Source organism: Pseudomonas sp. G2-4 (genome assembly GCF_030064125.1).
GTDB lineage: Bacteria > Pseudomonadota > Gammaproteobacteria > Pseudomonadales > Pseudomonadaceae > Aquipseudomonas.
This window is the reverse complement of the sequence record NZ_CP125957.1, coordinates 6,085,942-6,101,123: the sequence shown is the minus strand read 5'-3', so window position 1 is coordinate 6,101,123 and position 15,182 is coordinate 6,085,942. Positions and strand designations below refer to the sequence as shown.

12 protein-coding genes and 2 pseudogenes are annotated in these 15,182 nt (G+C 60.9%); 6 read left to right on the top strand and 8 right to left on the bottom strand.

Annotated elements, in window-relative coordinates; translation table 11 throughout:
• Window positions 1-142: 142 nt before the first annotated feature.
• Window positions 143-1,024 carry a formate/nitrite transporter family protein gene (locus QNH97_RS26805; protein WP_283554633.1) on the top strand — a complete coding sequence of 294 codons (882 nt, stop codon included), beginning with the start codon at window positions 143-145 and terminating at the stop codon, window positions 1,022-1,024.
• Between the two features lie 39 nt (window positions 1,025-1,063).
• Here the strand turns inward: QNH97_RS26805 and QNH97_RS26800 are convergent, their stop codons facing one another.
• Complete coding sequence (locus tag QNH97_RS26800; protein ID WP_283554632.1) at window positions 1,064-3,130, bottom strand: patatin-like phospholipase family protein; 2,067 nt, start codon at window positions 3,128-3,130, stop codon at window positions 1,064-1,066.
• A 244-nt stretch (window positions 3,131-3,374) separates the two neighbouring features.
• Complete coding sequence (locus tag QNH97_RS26795; RefSeq protein ID WP_283554631.1) at window positions 3,375-4,535, bottom strand: MFS transporter; 1,161 nt, start codon at window positions 4,533-4,535, stop codon at window positions 3,375-3,377.
• A gap of 186 nt (window positions 4,536-4,721) precedes the next feature.
• Between QNH97_RS26795 and QNH97_RS26790 the strand changes: the two are divergent.
• Together QNH97_RS26790 and QNH97_RS26785 are read left to right on the top strand one after the other, a co-directional pair.
• Window positions 4,722-4,991 (top strand): annotated as a pseudogene (locus QNH97_RS26790) (EamA family transporter); the annotation flags it as partial.
• Between the two features lie 51 nt (window positions 4,992-5,042).
• A pseudogene (locus QNH97_RS26785) lies at window positions 5,043-5,425 on the top strand (MAPEG family protein).
• A 153-nt stretch (window positions 5,426-5,578) separates the two neighbouring features.
• Here QNH97_RS26785 and mltA read toward each other — a convergent pair.
• Window positions 5,579-6,766 carry a murein transglycosylase A gene (gene mltA, locus QNH97_RS26780; protein ID WP_283554630.1) on the bottom strand — a complete coding sequence of 396 codons (1,188 nt, stop codon included), beginning with the start codon at window positions 6,764-6,766 and terminating at the stop codon, window positions 5,579-5,581.
• Window positions 6,767-6,891: 125 nt separating this feature from the next.
• Between mltA and QNH97_RS26775 the strand changes: the two genes are divergently transcribed.
• Window positions 6,892-7,341 (top strand): c-type cytochrome, encoded by a 450-nt coding sequence (locus QNH97_RS26775; RefSeq protein WP_283554629.1) that lies wholly within the window; start codon window positions 6,892-6,894, stop codon window positions 7,339-7,341.
• A gap of 48 nt (window positions 7,342-7,389) precedes the next feature.
• On the opposite strand, the gene QNH97_RS26770 is transcribed toward QNH97_RS26775, so the two are convergent.
• Together QNH97_RS26770 and ligB are read right to left on the bottom strand one after the other, a co-directional pair.
• Entirely contained in the window at window positions 7,390-7,794 is a 405-nt protein-coding gene (locus QNH97_RS26770) for a DUF1090 domain-containing protein (RefSeq protein WP_283554628.1), read from the bottom strand.
• Between the two features lie 91 nt (window positions 7,795-7,885).
• Complete coding sequence (gene ligB, locus QNH97_RS26765; RefSeq protein ID WP_283554627.1) at window positions 7,886-9,559, bottom strand: NAD-dependent DNA ligase LigB; 1,674 nt, start codon at window positions 9,557-9,559, stop codon at window positions 7,886-7,888.
• A 208-nt stretch (window positions 9,560-9,767) separates the two neighbouring features.
• On the opposite strand from ligB, the gene QNH97_RS26760 reads away from it, so the two are divergent.
• Window positions 9,768-10,388, top strand: coding sequence for a LysE family translocator (locus QNH97_RS26760; protein ID WP_283554626.1), 621 nt, complete (start codon window positions 9,768-9,770; stop codon window positions 10,386-10,388).
• A 216-nt stretch (window positions 10,389-10,604) separates the two neighbouring features.
• Here QNH97_RS26760 and metK read toward each other — a convergent pair whose 3' ends face one another.
• From metK to QNH97_RS26745, 3 genes are read right to left on the bottom strand one after another with little or no spacing between them, the layout of a single operon-like run.
• Window positions 10,605-11,795 carry a methionine adenosyltransferase gene (gene metK, locus QNH97_RS26755; RefSeq protein ID WP_123343703.1) on the bottom strand — a complete coding sequence of 397 codons (1,191 nt, stop codon included), beginning with the start codon at window positions 11,793-11,795 and terminating at the stop codon, window positions 10,605-10,607.
• A gap of 19 nt (window positions 11,796-11,814) precedes the next feature.
• Window positions 11,815-12,810, bottom strand: a complete 996-nt coding sequence (locus QNH97_RS26750; RefSeq protein WP_283554625.1) for an ArsR/SmtB family transcription factor — start codon at window positions 12,808-12,810, stop codon at window positions 11,815-11,817.
• Between the two features lie 11 nt (window positions 12,811-12,821).
• The gene (locus QNH97_RS26745) at window positions 12,822-13,052 is read right to left on the bottom strand and encodes a hypothetical protein (RefSeq protein ID WP_283554624.1); all 231 of its coding nucleotides are present in this window, start codon (window positions 13,050-13,052) and stop codon (window positions 12,822-12,824) included.
• 30 nt (window positions 13,053-13,082) lie between these two features.
• Between QNH97_RS26745 and tkt the strand changes: the two genes are divergently transcribed.
• Complete coding sequence (gene tkt, locus QNH97_RS26740) at window positions 13,083-15,080, top strand: transketolase (RefSeq protein WP_283554623.1); 1,998 nt, start codon at window positions 13,083-13,085, stop codon at window positions 15,078-15,080.
• The last annotated feature ends 102 nt before the right edge of the window (window positions 15,081-15,182 follow it).

Sequence of the window (15,182 nt, the reverse complement as noted above, 5' to 3'; positions counted from 1 at the left end):
CCCTGTGGGAGCGAGCTTGCTCGCGATGACGGTTTTACTGGCTCCTCAAAATCTGAAGCCGCGATGAACAGCAGGTCCCACCACTGAACAGCTCCGAACGCCGCGTGTCGTAGGTACATCACGCCACCGGTTCAGGAGTTGTATGGACACCCACAAAGAAGGCAAGACCCCTGACCTTTCGGCTCAGGAGCAACACGAAGTCGACCGCAACCAGCCGCCGCGGGCCGCGGTGCTGCATGAAATCATCCGCACCCAGGGCAATCAGGAATTGGAGCGCAGTGTCGCTGCGCTCTGGTGGTCGGCCCTGGCGGCGGGGCTGACCATGGGCCTGTCGCTGATGGCGATGGGGCTGCTCAATGCCCGGTTGCCGGAGGGTGAAGCCTTCAAGGTGATCGCCAGTTTCGGTTACTGCGCCGGCTTTCTCGCGGTGATCCTCGCCCGGCAGCAGTTGTTCACCGAAAACACCCTGACAGCCGTACTGCCGATCATGAGCAAACCCACCCTGGGCAACTTCGGTCGGCTGTTGCGGCTCTGGGGCGTGGTGTTGGTGGGGAACCTGTGCGGCACCTTGCTGGTGGCCTACGTGATGCTGCACCTGCCGATTTTCGACCCGCGCACCGACCAGGCCTTCCTGGAAATCGGCCGCAAGGTCATGGAAAACGACACTGGCCAGATGTTCGCCAAGGGCATCATTTCCGGCTGGATGATCGCCACCATGGTCTGGATGATCCCGTCCATGGAAAGCGCCAAGATGTGGATCATCATCCTCATCACCTACTTGATGGCGCTCGGGGATTTCACCCACATCGTCGTCGGCTCGGCCGAGGTGTCGTATCTGGTCTTTGCCGGGCAGTTGTCGTGGGAGGATTTCTGGATGGTGTTTGCCGGACCGACGTTGGCGGGGAATATCATCGGTGGCAGCTTTATTTTTGCGCTGATCAGCCATGCGCAGATTCGTAGCGAAGTCGGCCCACCCAAAGGTAAGCCGTCAGATCCGGTAAAACAGCGCAACGACTCGGAATGAACGGGAGCCTGATCGCGGGCTCCCGGCGTGTGTGGGCCGTCAGTGGATCAATCTTTCGCGCAGATCATTGATGGTGGTTGATTTGGGGTTGGGCAATCCCGTAGAGCGCGACTTGTAGTTGTGGATGACCCGCAGGAGTACGTTGTTGAACGCGTACTTGTTTTGCACATCGTTTAGATCGTGAATGGCGCGGCTCAACAGTTTGATGTTCGAGCCAGGCTGGCCGCCGCGAAAGAGCGAGCGGTACAGCACGTGTTGCACGACGTTAGCGGCGCGGGTAGCGATGTCCTGTCTATTCATTTCCTCGACGGCCTGGCGGATCACCTGGGGGGTATGAGCGGATGCACGGATTTCCCTGCGAGCCGCGGCCTGCAGGTGCTGGATGAGGTCCTGATCATCTCCGAGGTTCAGTTTCTCTACGGCTCGGCGAGCTGTGTCAGAAGCTTCGCGATCCCAACGAACAGCAGCCTGAAGCAAGTACATGAAATCCGGATCGTTGTCGTGAGTAATGCGTTTCGCCAGCCACTCCACCTTGTCGGGAGTATCCGCCACGACGTCGAGGTTCAGAATGGCGTTGCGTAGCTCCGGGGTCGGCTCAAGGCCGGAGGGCGTGATCGCGACTTTTAGTTCCGACAGTGCTGTCAGTGCTGCCTGTCTGAAGGCTTTCACCTCGGCATAGGTTTCGTTGTCTTCCAACTGCGCACCTAACTGGATGAACAGCTTGTCATTCAATGCCAGCAGGGCGGCGTCGTGCGAAGGGAAGTGATGGGTTTTTCGTGCGGTGCCACGCTTGTCCAAATGTTTCAAGGTCTCCTTGCGCAACTCTTCCTGAAGATAGTTCTTGCTCTCCTCGGATATGTCGAAGGCGAGTGTTCCCTTGAGCATTCCACGGCGATCGCCTTCCTTGGTGTTCAGCAGCACGGTGACGATCTGCTTCTCGAAATCTTCCATTCGTTTGGCATCGTGGGCAGAGCTCGCCGCATGAGGGGCTCCAAGGAACCAGTCGACCAAGGCCGATAGACCTGTGCCGTGCGTGCTTTCCTTGGCGGGTACCGACTCGAATACGAGAATCAACGACTCCTCATCCGGTATCGGGCTCATGCTGGTCACGGGGTCGCCGAGTCCGTGGATCGGTGTGTTGCGCAGGATACCGCCATCGGCAAATGCCGTGACCTCATCGATGCCTTCAGCACTGCCTTCCTCCTTCCTTTCTTGGAACGGCAGCCCTTGCTCGGTCGGTTTGCTGAATACGATCGGCAGCGCTGCGGAGATATGCGCTGCCTTGGCGATGTCCATGTCGGGGGTCAGCTCCGCACTGAAAACCACCCGTTGCGCACCTTCCTTGAACATGGCGGTGCCGGTGATCTCCAGGGTCTTGATCTCCTTGACCTCCTTGCTCAGGATCTCCAGGTCGCGGAAGGTGACATAATTGCGCGTCTGCACATTGGCAATAGCCTCTTGCGCTAACTGGGTAAGCCCTGTCTTGTTTTTACACAACGCCAGGAACGCCGCACAGGATTCTTCCCTGATCAGCTTTTCCAGCTCCGTACCTTTGGTACCCAGGCGTGGCAATAGATCGCAAAGCAGTTGCACCATGGGGAGGGCTTTCATGTTCTTGCCCATCCTCGACCACTCTTCCTGCTCCGCTTTAACGTCAGGCTTATCACTGTCGAGCAATTGAATAAGGGAAATATCGTCAGAGATCCGGTCGAAGCCCTTATGGTTCATTCCGCTGGCCAGCAGAGCGGCCGATAAGCCCCCTGCGGAGGATCCTGAAATCGTATGGATAGACTTCATGATGCCCATGGCTTCGAGTGCCTCGATGGCGCCGGAGAAGGCGGCCCCCTTGACGCCACCCCCACTCATGGCCAATCGACCGATAGGGGGGCGACCAATAATGAGTACGACACCATCGTCATGTTCGACGATGGTTATCGACTGTTCTGTCGCGCCGCGTACCAATACGCGTGGGTTTTTCAGGTTCGCTAGTACGTTGTCCTCGCAATCGAAGTCGTGACAGTCATATACATTGTCGACGACTTCTGGCGATGTCTGGATGGGCTTCTGACCGGTAGGGAAAGAAAGGGCGATCGGGGATATGGGCATTCAGGTTCGTTCCTTGTACCTAGGGCGGAGGCGCGAACTGTAAACAAAACCTGAAGGCAGATTGCGTCATTACTCAATTGGAAAAACATCAGCCGCCCGCGAACGGCGCTCGCATGATTTCGATGCGAGCGCTCTGGAATGGGCTTTTTGTCGGGCAGGTAAAACAGCCCGCACGGATCAGGGTTGAGGTCCTACTGAACGTGCCGCCCATTCATCGAGGTGCTGGGGCAAATTTCCTACATGCTCAGACAGCGATTGCCGCCAAGCGTCGTTGTCGATGAATAAAGAACAAGGCCGTCAATACCGTAAGGCCGCCGACAGCTGCCCCCGTCCACGGCAAGTCCGCCAGGTCAGCCCCACTGGCCACCACCAATCCACCGATCCAAGCCCCGGCCGCGTTGCCGAGATTGAAGGCGCTCTGGTTCAGGGTCGAACCGAGGTTCGGCGCCTCATGGGCCTGATCGATGATCAGCAGTTGCAGGATCGGGCACAGGGCGAAGGCGAAGATGCCCCACAACACCAGGGTGATCGCCGCCGGAATCACCGACTGGCTGGTCTGGCTGAACGCAGCGAGCACCAGCACCACGGCCAGGGCCATGCCTACCAGCGAGGGCAGCAGGCGCCGGTCGGCCAGGCGTCCGCCGAGGAAGCTGCCCGCCGTCAGGCCGACCCCGAACAACAGCAGCATGATGGTGATGCCATGGGGGCTGACGCCGGTGATGTCTTGCAGGATGGGGGCAATGTAGGTGAATACGCTGAACAGGCTGGTGGAGGCCAGCACGCTCATGCCCAGGGCCAGCAATACGTTGGCCTTGCCCAGGACCTTGAACTCGCTGGCCAGGTTGGCTTTTTCCATGGGGATTTCCTTGGGCAGCCAGACCCATTGGGCAATGGCTGCGATCACCCCGATCACCGACACCGCCCAGAAGGTCGAGCGCCAGCCGGCGTATTGGCCCAAGGCGGTGCCCAGCGGTACGCCCAGCACGTTGGCCAGGGTCAGGCCGGTGAACATCATGGCAATCGCCTGGGCCCGTTTATTCGGTGCCACCAGCCCGGCCGCTACCACCGAACCGATGCCAAAGAAGGCGCCGTGACACAGGGCAGTGACGACCCGGGCGGCCATCAGCGTGGTGTAGTTCGGCGCCAGGGCGCAGAGCACGTTGCCGAGGATGAACATCAGCGTCATGCCCAGCAGCGTCGCCTTGCGCGGCATGTTGGCGGTGCCGATGGCCAGGATCGGCGCGCCGAACACCACGCCCAGGGCGTAGCCGGTGATCAGCAGCCCGGCCTGGGGAATGCTCACGGCCAGGTCGCGGGCGACATCGGGCAGCAGGCCCATGATGACGAATTCAGTCGTGCCGATGCCGAAAGCGGCAACGGCCAAAGCAAGCAAGGCGAGTGGCATGCGCAGGGTCTCTGTCTGTAGTCTTGACGCTCTGATCAGGCATACGCATGCCGGCGCCCTGGTTCGAACGAACAGGGCAGCAGCAGAATTATTGGAATTGGCTTATGCGCAACTGAGTGCGGCGTGGTCGCCAGCAGTATAAACGGCTGCTGATGGATGGCGAATCAATTCTCTGAATGGACACGGGCATTGATAAGCAAGCGGCCAGCGTTCATGGGATTCTGGCGTGAGCAGTGGCGGCTGGGGTTGGCGGTAGGCTTCTACATATTGTTCAGTTACGCTCTGGTGCTGTGGGCCATGCAACTGGGGTCAATCGCCGAAGCGGCGGCGTTGCGGGAGATCAGCGTGATCCTGATGGGGTTGTTTGGCATGCGTTATCTGAAAGAACCTTTTGGCCGGCCGCGGCTCTTAGCCTGCGGGCTGGTGCTGCTTGGTATGCTGGTGATGAAATTCTGACCCGCGCCCGGACTCTCGATTTTCTATAAAACTCAAAGAAGGAACTGCGTCATGACGGTTGCCCTGTGGTGTGTGTTGATTGCCTTTCTCCTGCCTTACGTGTGCATCGCCATCGCCAAGATCGGAGGAAAATACAGATTGCAGGATAACCACGACCCGCGGGATTTCCTGGAAACCCTCGAAGGTGCCCCCGGCGTGCCTACGCCGCGCAACTGAACAGCTTTGAAATCAGCCCGTTTTTCGCTGCCGCCGTGATCGTCGCGCACCTGGCCGGCAATGCCGAATTGGTGACCATCAACGTGCTGGCGGTGCTGTTCATCACCAGTCGCCTGCTCTACATCATTTGCTATCTGGCGGACTGGGCGATCCTGCGTTCGCTGGTGTGGTTCGTGGGGGCGGGGTTGGTGCTGAGTTTCTTCTTTGTTTCTGTCTGAGCTTGCCTGGTTTTTTGCTGTGTCTGTGCGGGTCCCTTCGCGAGCAGGCTCGCTCCCACATTGGATCTAGTCGTACACAAAATAGGTGTCCACTGGAGATCAACTGTGGGAGCGAGCCTGCTCGCGATGGGGCCGGATAAAGCACCTCATTCCTTAGGGGTTGGCGCTGACCGCATTCGCCACCTGTGGCACTTGTGGCAATGCCATGCCCTTGGGCCACAGCATCCAGATCTGACCCTGCTGCTTCATGTCCCCGGCCAATTGCCCCGCCGCATCGCCCGTGCCCCAGAACAGGTCCGCCCGGACTTCGCCGGCAATCGCACCGCCGGTGTCCTGGGCGGCGACCGGCCGGTTCAATGCGCTGCCATCGGGGCGCGTCGTGGATAGCCACAGCAAGCTGCCCAGCGGAATCACCTTGCGATCCACCGCCACGCTGTAGCCTGCGGTCAGCGGCACATTCAGCGAACCTCGTGGGCCTTCGTTGCTGTCGGGGTTGCGGTTGAAAAACACGTAGCTGGGGTTGCTGCCCAGCAACTCGGGAATCCGGTTCGGATTCGCCTTGGCCCAGGCACTGATGGTGCCCATGGTCACATCTTCTTTCTTCAGTTCGCCCTGTTCGACCAGCCAGCGCCCGATGGGCCGATAAGGGTGGCCATTCTGATCGGCATAGCCGATGCGCAACTGGCGACCGTCATCGAGGCGGATGCGCCCCGAGCCCTGGATCTGCAAGAACTGCAGGTTCATTGGATCGGTCAGCCAGGCAATCACCGGTGCCTTCACCCCGTTGGTTTCGATGGTGGCCGCGTCGTCGTAGGGCTTGAGCACCCGGCCTTCGAGGCGGCCGCGCAGGCGTTTACCCTTGAGTTCGGGGTAGAGGCTGTCCAGCGCCACGATGATCATGTCCTCCGGCACGCCGTACACCGGGACATTCGCGGTGGCGGTCTGTTTGAGGCTGCCAGGGTAGACCGGCTCGTAGTAGCCGGTAATCAGCCCGTTGGGGCTGTTGTCCCCCGAGCGTAGGCCATAGACGTCCAGGTTCTGTTTCAGGAAATCGCGTACAGCTGCTGCGGCCTGCGGCACATTGGCCGCTGCCGCGCAGGTCGGTCCCCAGGTCGCATCGGCCTTGAGCCGGGTGCAAGCGCTGCGCCAGGAGCCGAAACCGGCCAGCAGGTCTTCATCGGACACCGACGGCAAGGCTTCCCATGGCGCGCTGACATAAGTGGCGAGGGCGTGTGTCTGCGGCTTTTCGACCTTGTCGCCGCGATTGCAGCCGGCCAGCAGCGCGATCAACGGTAGGGTCAATGCCAAGCCTTTGTGCCAGGTCTTGAAGCGGCTGTTCATGAAGATTTCCTTTGCAGTCATTCGAACGCTGTCAGGCACTCAAACAACCCGTATTGTTGATAGGGCCATTGGTCTTTACCGATGACCCGAGGATACTAACCGCCGTTTCCTGTCCCGAGGCCAAGATGTTTGTAAAACGATTTCCCATGGCCGTGCTGGCCTGCCTGATGTTGACCGCGTGTGGTGGCGTCGATCCCAATTCTCCCCTGGGCCAGCGCAAGGCCATTTTCAAACAGATGCTCAAGACCAACGAAGAGTTGGGGGGCATGTTGCGTGGCCGAGTCCCGTTCGACGGCGCGCGATTTGCTGACGGCGCGGTGAAACTGGATCAGCTGTCCCACGAACCGTGGAAGCACTTTCCGCCAGTACGCGAGCAAGACCACACCAGTGCCCTGGATGAGGTCTGGCAAAAGCAGGCGCGCTTCCAGGACCTGGCCCGTGGCCTTGAAGCGGCCACCGGTGAGTTGGTGACCGCCAGCAAAGTCCAGCCCTACAAGGCCAGTAATCTGGGGCCGGCGGTGCAGAAGGTCGAAGATGCGTGCAGTGCCTGTCATAAAGAGTTTCGGGATCATTGAATAAAGGCAGCGGCGAGCTTCAAGTTTCAAGCGGCACGCTTGCAGCTGCTACTGATCCAACTCCTCCACCGCTTCCTGCAGTTCCTTGCGTGAAGCTGCCAGCTTGTCCTTGCGCTTGTTGATTCGCTCGGCGTCGCCTTTTTTCATGGCCTTTTCCAAGTCGGCCTGACGTCGACTGACCTCGTGCTTGGCGTCGAGCACCTTGTTTTCACGCTCCTTGCGCAAGGAAGCGTCGGTGCAATGGGTGGTGACTTCGTTCAACGCAGTCTCCAGCCCCGCCTGCTGGTCCTGGTTGCCGCGGGACTTGGCCAGTTCGATCTGATTGATGATGCCCTGGCGCTTGGCCGCGCAGCCGGTGAGCTCCGGTGTTTCCGGGGTTTGCTCGTCGGCCATCAAAGGGGCGGCCATGGCACTGCATAAGACCAGCAGGGCAACGGGGGACAGGAAATTCATAGCAACTCCGTAAAAAACTCGCGAGCGGTCGGTACAGATGCGCTGTTGGAGCGCACGTTTGCCCCTTGGGTTCAACTGCTCGGAGCTTGCGTCAAAAACCGTCGACCCCGGCAGTGCGTAATATTTCACTCAAAGCCAGCACCTGCGGGTCGCGGAAAAAAGCGCTCAATTGCGCGGCGCGTCCCGGTCCGATGCCAACTTCGGCTTGCCATTGTTCGGTGTTGCGCTCGGCCAACGCCTGCCACGGCCCCTCCAGCCGGGCCTCTCCGGTAGGTGGCAGGCCGAGGGCCTTGAGCCATTGCTCGAATGGGCGCTGCCGGGCACTGTGCAAGCTGGCGAGCAAGCGGGCGCTGCTGTATTCACCGAAGCCAGCAATGTTAGCAAGCTCGGCGGCATCGAGGGTCAACCAATCCAGTAATCCGTCGAGTCGACCGGCAGCCAGGAGTTTTTTCCAGGTGCCCGGGCCGACATGGGGCAGGGCGAGTCCGTGTTTGCCGCTGAGCCAATCCAGGCGCGCGAGGAACTGGCTTTCGCAGCCGGGAGTGGGCTGCCAGCAACTCAAGAAGTGATAATCGGTTGCCTTGGGGGCGTTGAGGTCTTGCCGCTGGATGCTGCGCAGTACGACGCTGTCGAGGCGTGGAATGGTCAGCCCGGCCAGGCTGATGGCGACCTGATCGCCGGTGCGGATGTCCATTTCTTCCCAGCGCTGGAGGGAGCTGACGCTCACCCGACGGATTCGCCGGTCATCGAGCATGACCGGCTCGAGTTCCAATACGGGCGTGATGCGCCCGGTACGACCGATCTTGAAGTGCACCTTGCGCACCTCGGCCAGGGCTTGGGCATAGGGGTATTTCCAGGCCACGCTCCAGAACGGCGCCCTGGCCTGCCAGCGGTTAGCGGGCGGGCGGCGACTCTGGCGCAGGACGATGCCGTCGCTGGCGAAAGGCAGTGGTGTGCGATACCAGTGGTCGCGCCAGTGCTCGGCATCGGCCAGAACCTGGACAGGCTGGTTGTAATGGAGCGTGTCAGCGAAGCCCAGCTCACTCAGCGCGGCCATCCGTTCGGGCAGGGTGGCCGGCCCTTCAGGCCAGTCCCAGACAAACAGGCCGATGTCCGCCGCCTCCTGCGCCGTCATATTCGTGCGCGCCATCAGGCCCGCCACGGTCCCCCGGGCGTTGAGACTGCCGCTGCTGGCCTGGACATGGGTGAGCAACCGCCAGTACAACTCACCCTGGATGACGAGGTCCAGAGGCCGGCGCAACCGTTGGGGGATGGCGCCGATTTTGCGCGCATTCGGTGTCCAGTCGTGCCCTTGCACGCCGTCGCCGCGGCTGATCGCTTGCTGCAGGAGCCCCTCGCGATAGATCAAGGTTACCGCCACGCCATCGACTTTCGGCTGGACCCAGACGTCCTTGCGATTGTGCAACCAAGCCTTCACGGCATCGGCATCCTTGAGTTTATCCAGGCCGGTATGGACAACAGGGTGCGGTATCTTTCCGCCTGCGGTGCGCAAGGGATTACCGGGCGCCTCGAGGCTGAAGCAATGGCGCCATCGGCCCAGTTGTGCGCGGGACTGATCGTAGAGCTCATCGGCTACCAGCGAGCGGCCGAGGCGGTGATAGCTGTCGTCCCAGCTGTCGATTTGCCGTTGCAGGGTGGTGATCTCTGCCTGGGCGCGCTCGGTGGGCCAATCGGGGCAGGGCGCCGCGAAAACGGAAGGGATGGTGGCTATAAAACAGGTGAGTGCACGCAATAACGGCAGCATCTAAGCATCCTTGCTTGGGTGGTGTATTTGAAGGCTAGTCACTGTGGTGGAAGCCGCGAGGCTTGGAGCGTTACCGGATTTTGCAGGGCCTGGTGGCGAAGTCGCGGCGGTACAGTGCGGCGCGATTTAACCGCGCAACTGTCCCTTGAACCCTTCATCGGCCGGCGCAGAATGGGCCTTCGATCCGCCTCTGCCTGGAGCGCCCACGATGGACCTGACGACCCTCGCTGTTTTCATTCCAGCCTGCTTCGCGCTGAACATGGCGCCGGGGCCGAATAACCTGCTGTCCATCAGCAACGCCTCGCGTTATGGCTTCGCCCGGGCGTGCAGCGGCGGCATCGGGCGGCTGGTGGCATTTGCACTCATGATCGCCTTGGCGGCGGTGGGGCTTACCGCTGTGCTGCACACTTCGGAATTGCTGTTCCTGGGGATCAAGCTAGTCGGTGCCGGTTATCTGTTCTACCTCGCCGTGCAGTTGTGGCGGGCACAGCCTGAGGTCGGAAGCGAAGCGGGGGGCACTTCGATGAGCATGGCCAGCCTGGCGCGCCAGGAGTTCCTGGTGGCGATCGGCAATCCGAAGGCGATTCTGTTGTTTACCGCGTTCCTGCCGCAGTTCGTCGACCGGGCCGGCACCGTTACCCAGCAGTTTGCCGTGCTGGGTGGTTTGTTCCTGGCGCTGGAGTGCGTCGCCATCGGGTTGTATTGCTACATGGGCATTTATGCGCGGCGGCTGTTTGCCCGGCCCAGCGGCAAGCGTCTGTTCAATCGCATGTGCGCGGGACTGCTGGCCAGTGCCGCGTCGTTTTTGCTGGTGGCGCGACGGACCTAGATTCACTGAAGGTCCCCTGTGGCGAGGGAGCTTGCTCCCGCTGGGTTGCATAGCGACCCCAACCACCCCCCCAGGCAACCCAATACACCTGAGGTTGCAGGGGGGGGCGCTTCGCACCCCAGCGGGAGCAAGCTCCCTCGCCACGGGGTTATCTTTTGGCACAAAAAAAAGCCCCCGGCGACCCAGTCGCCAGGGGCTTTTTCGTACCAGCAGGTCTTACAGGCCGGCAGCGGCGCGCAGGGCGTCGGCGCGGTCGGTTTTTTCCCAGGTGAAGGTGGTGAAGGTATCGTCACCGACCGTCTTGGTTTGCGGCGTGCGGCCGAAGTGACCGTAGGCTGCGGTTTCCTGGTACATCGGGTGCAGCAGGTCGAGCATGGTGGTGATGGCGTATGGACGCAGGTCGAACACATCACGAACCAGCTTGACGATCTTGTCATCGCTGATCTTGCCGGTGCCGAAGGTGTTCAGCGAGATCGACGTAGGCTGGGCGACGCCGATGGCGTAGGACACCTGGATCTCGCAACGCTCAGCCAGGCCGGCGGCGACGATGTTCTTGGCGACATAACGACCGGCATAGGCCGCCGAACGGTCAACCTTCGATGGATCCTTGCCGGAGAACGCGCCACCGCCGTGACGGGCCATGCCGCCGTAGCTGTCGACGATGATCTTGCGACCGGTCAGGCCGCAGTCGCCCACTGGGCCACCGATGATGAACTGGCCAGTCGGGTTGATGTGGAACTGAGTGTCCTTGGACAGCAGCTCGGCAGGCAGCACGTGCTTGACGATCAGTTCCATTACGCCTTCGCGCAGGTCTTTGTAGGAGACTTCCGGGTTGTGCTGGGTCGACAGCACGACGGCGTCGATACCGACCACCTTGCCGCCTTCGTAACGGCAAGTGACCTGGGACTTGGCGTCCGGGCGCAGCCAAGGCAGCAGGCCGGATTTACGCGCTTCAGCCTGACGCTGGACCAGCTGGTGCGAGAAAGTGATCGGTGCTGGCATCAGCACGTCGGTTTCATTGCTGGCGTAGCCGAACATCAGGCCCTGGTCGCCGGCGCCCTGGTCTTCAGGCTTGGCGCGGTCAACGCCTTGGTTGATGTCGGGGGACTGCTTGCCGATGATGTTCATCACACCGCAGGTCGCGCCGTCGAAACCGACGTCGGAGCTGTTGTAGCCGATGCCCAGGATGACGTCACGAACGATCTGTTCCAGATCGACCCAGGCCGAGGTGGTGACTTCGCCGGCGATGATCGCCACGCCCGTTTTCACCAGAGTCTCGCACGCCACGCGGGCGAACTTGTCTTCAGCAATGATGGCGTCCAGCACCGCATCAGAAATCTGGTCGGCGATTTTGTCCGGATGCCCTTCAGACACGGACTCGGAGGTGAAAAGGGAGTATTCGCTCATCTCGATGTTTTCCTACAAGTTACCGATGGTGAGTGTCGCCAGCCGGTCGCTGAAAGTGGCGGACCTGGATCTGGAAACCATTACGTAAGCCTACATAGAGGCTTTCCCCGGGCACGAGACCCGCAGCGGTGGCCCAACGGGCCAAATCGTCCTGTTCAAACCCCAACCAGAGATCACCGCAGGCCTCCCTGGCCCAACTCTGGTTGTGGCTGCATAACTCTGTCACCAACAGGCTACCGCCTGGTTGCAGCAGGCCGGCCATGTGCCGGAGTGCATCGGCTGGCGCGGCGAAATGGTGAAGCACCATGTTCAATACTACGCAATCGGCCTGCAGGCTCACGCCATCCAAGGCATCGGCCAGTTGCAGGCTGACATTAGCCAAGGTTTCCCGCTCGCACACCTGGCGCGCCAGTTCGAGCATGGCCGGGCTGTTGTCCAGCGCGATCACCTGGCTGAAGCGCCGCGCCAGTTCAGGCAAAAACGCGCCGTCGCCGGGGCCGACTTCGATGGCGGTGGCGCTGGGCTCGAAGCTCAATTTATCGAGCAGCGCCACGACGCTCTCACGGTATTGCGGCAATCCTGCGATCAGGTCTTGCTGGGCACGAAACTTTTCGGCCACCCGTGCGAAAAAGTCCTGGCTGGCGGCGGCCCGTTGCCCATGCACCTGGGCGATGCGTGCCTGCACATCTGTGGGCAGATTCAGCTCGTCCACTTCCTCCAACAACGCGGCGTGCAGCTTGCCACCTAAAAGATCGGTGTGGGGCAGGGCGCGGCGGTAGAAAATTGCGTTGCCTTCGCGGCGGGTCGCCACCAGGTCGGCCTGGGCCAGGACCTTGAGGTGGTGGCTCATGCCTGACTGGCCGATGCCAAAGATCTGCGCAAGCTCCAGCACGCCGAACGAATCGTTGGCCAGGGCGCGCAATACATTGAGCCGCAACGGATCGCCGCCGGCCTTGCAAAGGGCCGCCAGCTCATCGCAATCGTCATGGCGAATGGAGGGCACGCGTAAGTTCATGGGGCGGCAGTCTAGAGAGGGGTCTGGCTCATCGCAAGGTCAATATCAAAAAGTTTTGATATTGCTCGATAAATGGCACTTCCCAGAAGCTGCTTGACTCTACAACTCATCAGCGGAAAGGTTTCACCTGGATAAAGGGAGTTTATCCACCGGAAAAACGCCTTTGGATGACTATCTGTCATTGCCCCGAGGCGGGTGGGTGAGGGAAAATGCTCGCCTTTTTTCAGTTTCGTTTTATTCATTCTCGATTCAATTCCCGCAGGAGATCAGCGATGCCCAGCCGTCGTGAGCGTGCCAATGCCATTCGTGCCCTCAGCATGGATGCCGTGCAGAAAGCCAACAGCGGCCATCCGGGTGCCCCTATGGGTATGGCGGATATCGCCGAGGTGCTTTGGCGCGACTACCTCAAGCACAGCCCGAGCAACCCATCGTTCGCCGACCGTGACCGCTTCGTGCTGTCCAACGGCCACGGCTCGATGTTGATCTATTCGCTGTTGCACCTGACTGGTTACGACCTGTCGATCGATGACCTGAAGAATTTCCGCCAACTGCACAGTCGCACCCCGGGCCACCCGGAATACGGCTACACCCCAGGCGTGGAAACCACCACGGGTCCATTGGGCCAAGGCCTGGCCAACGCCGTGGGCTTTGCCCTGGCGGAAAAAGTCCTGGCCGCGCAGTTCAACCGACCAGGCCATAATGTGGTCGATCACCACACCTACGTGTTCCTGGGTGATGGCTGCATGATGGAAGGCATTTCCCACGAAGTCGCCTCCCTGGCCGGCACTTTGGGCCTGGACAAGCTGATCGCCTTCTACGACGACAACGGCATCTCCATCGACGGTGAAGTCGAAGGCTGGTTCACCGACGATACCCCCAAGCGCTTCGAAGCCTACAACTGGCTGGTGATTCGCAATGTCGACGGCCACGACCCGGAAGAGATCAAGACCGCCATCGAGACCGCTCGCAAGAGCGCCCAGCCGACCCTGATCTGCTGCAAGACCACCATCGGTTTCGGCTCGCCGAACAAGCAAGGCAAGGAAGACTGCCACGGCGCGCCACTGGGTGCCGAGGAAATCGCCCTGACCCGCGCCGCGTTGAAGTGGAACCACGGCCCGTTCGAAATCCCGGCCGACATCTATGCCGAGTGGGATGCCAAGGAAAAAGGTCGTGCGCTCGAAGCCGAGTGGGACCAACGTTTCGCGGCTTATTCCGCTGAATTCCCTGAGCTGGCCAATGAACTGGTGCGTCGCCTTAGCGGCGAGCTGCCTGCCGATTTCGCCGAAAAAGCTTCGGCTTACATCGCTGAAGTCGCCGCGAAGGGCGAAACCATCGCCAGCCGCAAGGCCAGTCAGAACACCCTGAACGCCTTCGGTCCATTGCTGCCGGAGCTGCTGGGCGGCTCGGCCGACCTGGCCGGTTCCAACCTGACCCTGTGGAAAGGCTGCAAAGGCGTCAGCGCCGAAGATGCCAGCGGCAACTACATGTACTACGGTGTTCGCGAGTTCGGCATGAGCGCGATCATGAACGGCGTGACGCTGCACGGTGGCCTGGTGCCTTACGGCGCGACCTTCCTGATGTTCATGGAATATGCCCGCAACGCCGTGCGCATGTCGGCCTTGATGAAAAAGCGCGTGCTCTACGTGTTCACCCACGACTCCATCGGCCTGGGCGAAGACGGCCCGACTCACCAGCCGATCGAGCAACTGGCGAGCCTGCGTTGCACCCCGAACCTGGACACCTGGCGCCCCTGCGATGCCGTGGAGTCGGCAGTGGCCTGGAAATACGCCCTCGAGCGTAAAGACGGCCCTTCGGCGCTGATCTTCTCCCGCCAGAACCTGCAGCACCAAACCCGTGACGCCGGCCAGATCGACGACATCACCCGCGGCGGCTACGTGCTCAAGGACTGCATCGGCGAGCCTGAGCTGATCCTGATCGCCACCGGTTCTGAAGTCGGCCTGGCCGTGCAGGCCTACGACAAGCTGACCGAGCAAGGCCGCAACGTGCGTGTGGTGTCCATGCCGTGCACCAGCGTGTTCGACGCCCAGGATGCCGGCTACAAGCAGGCGGTGTTGCCGTTGCAAGTCAGTGCCCGGATCGCCATCGAAGCTGCTCACGCCGATTACTGGTACAAGTACGTGGGCTTGGAAGGCCGCGTGATCGGCATGACCACCTATGGCGAATCGGCGCCCGCGCCGGCGCTGTTCGAGGAATTCGGCTTCACTCTGGAGAACATCCTGGGTCAGGCTGAAGAGCTGCTGGAAGACTGATCCGCAAACAGGTTGTCTGTTCTGACGCCATCGCGAGCAAGCTCGCTCCCACAAGGATTTTCACCGACCCTGTGGGAGCGAGCTTGCTCGCGATAGCGGTGG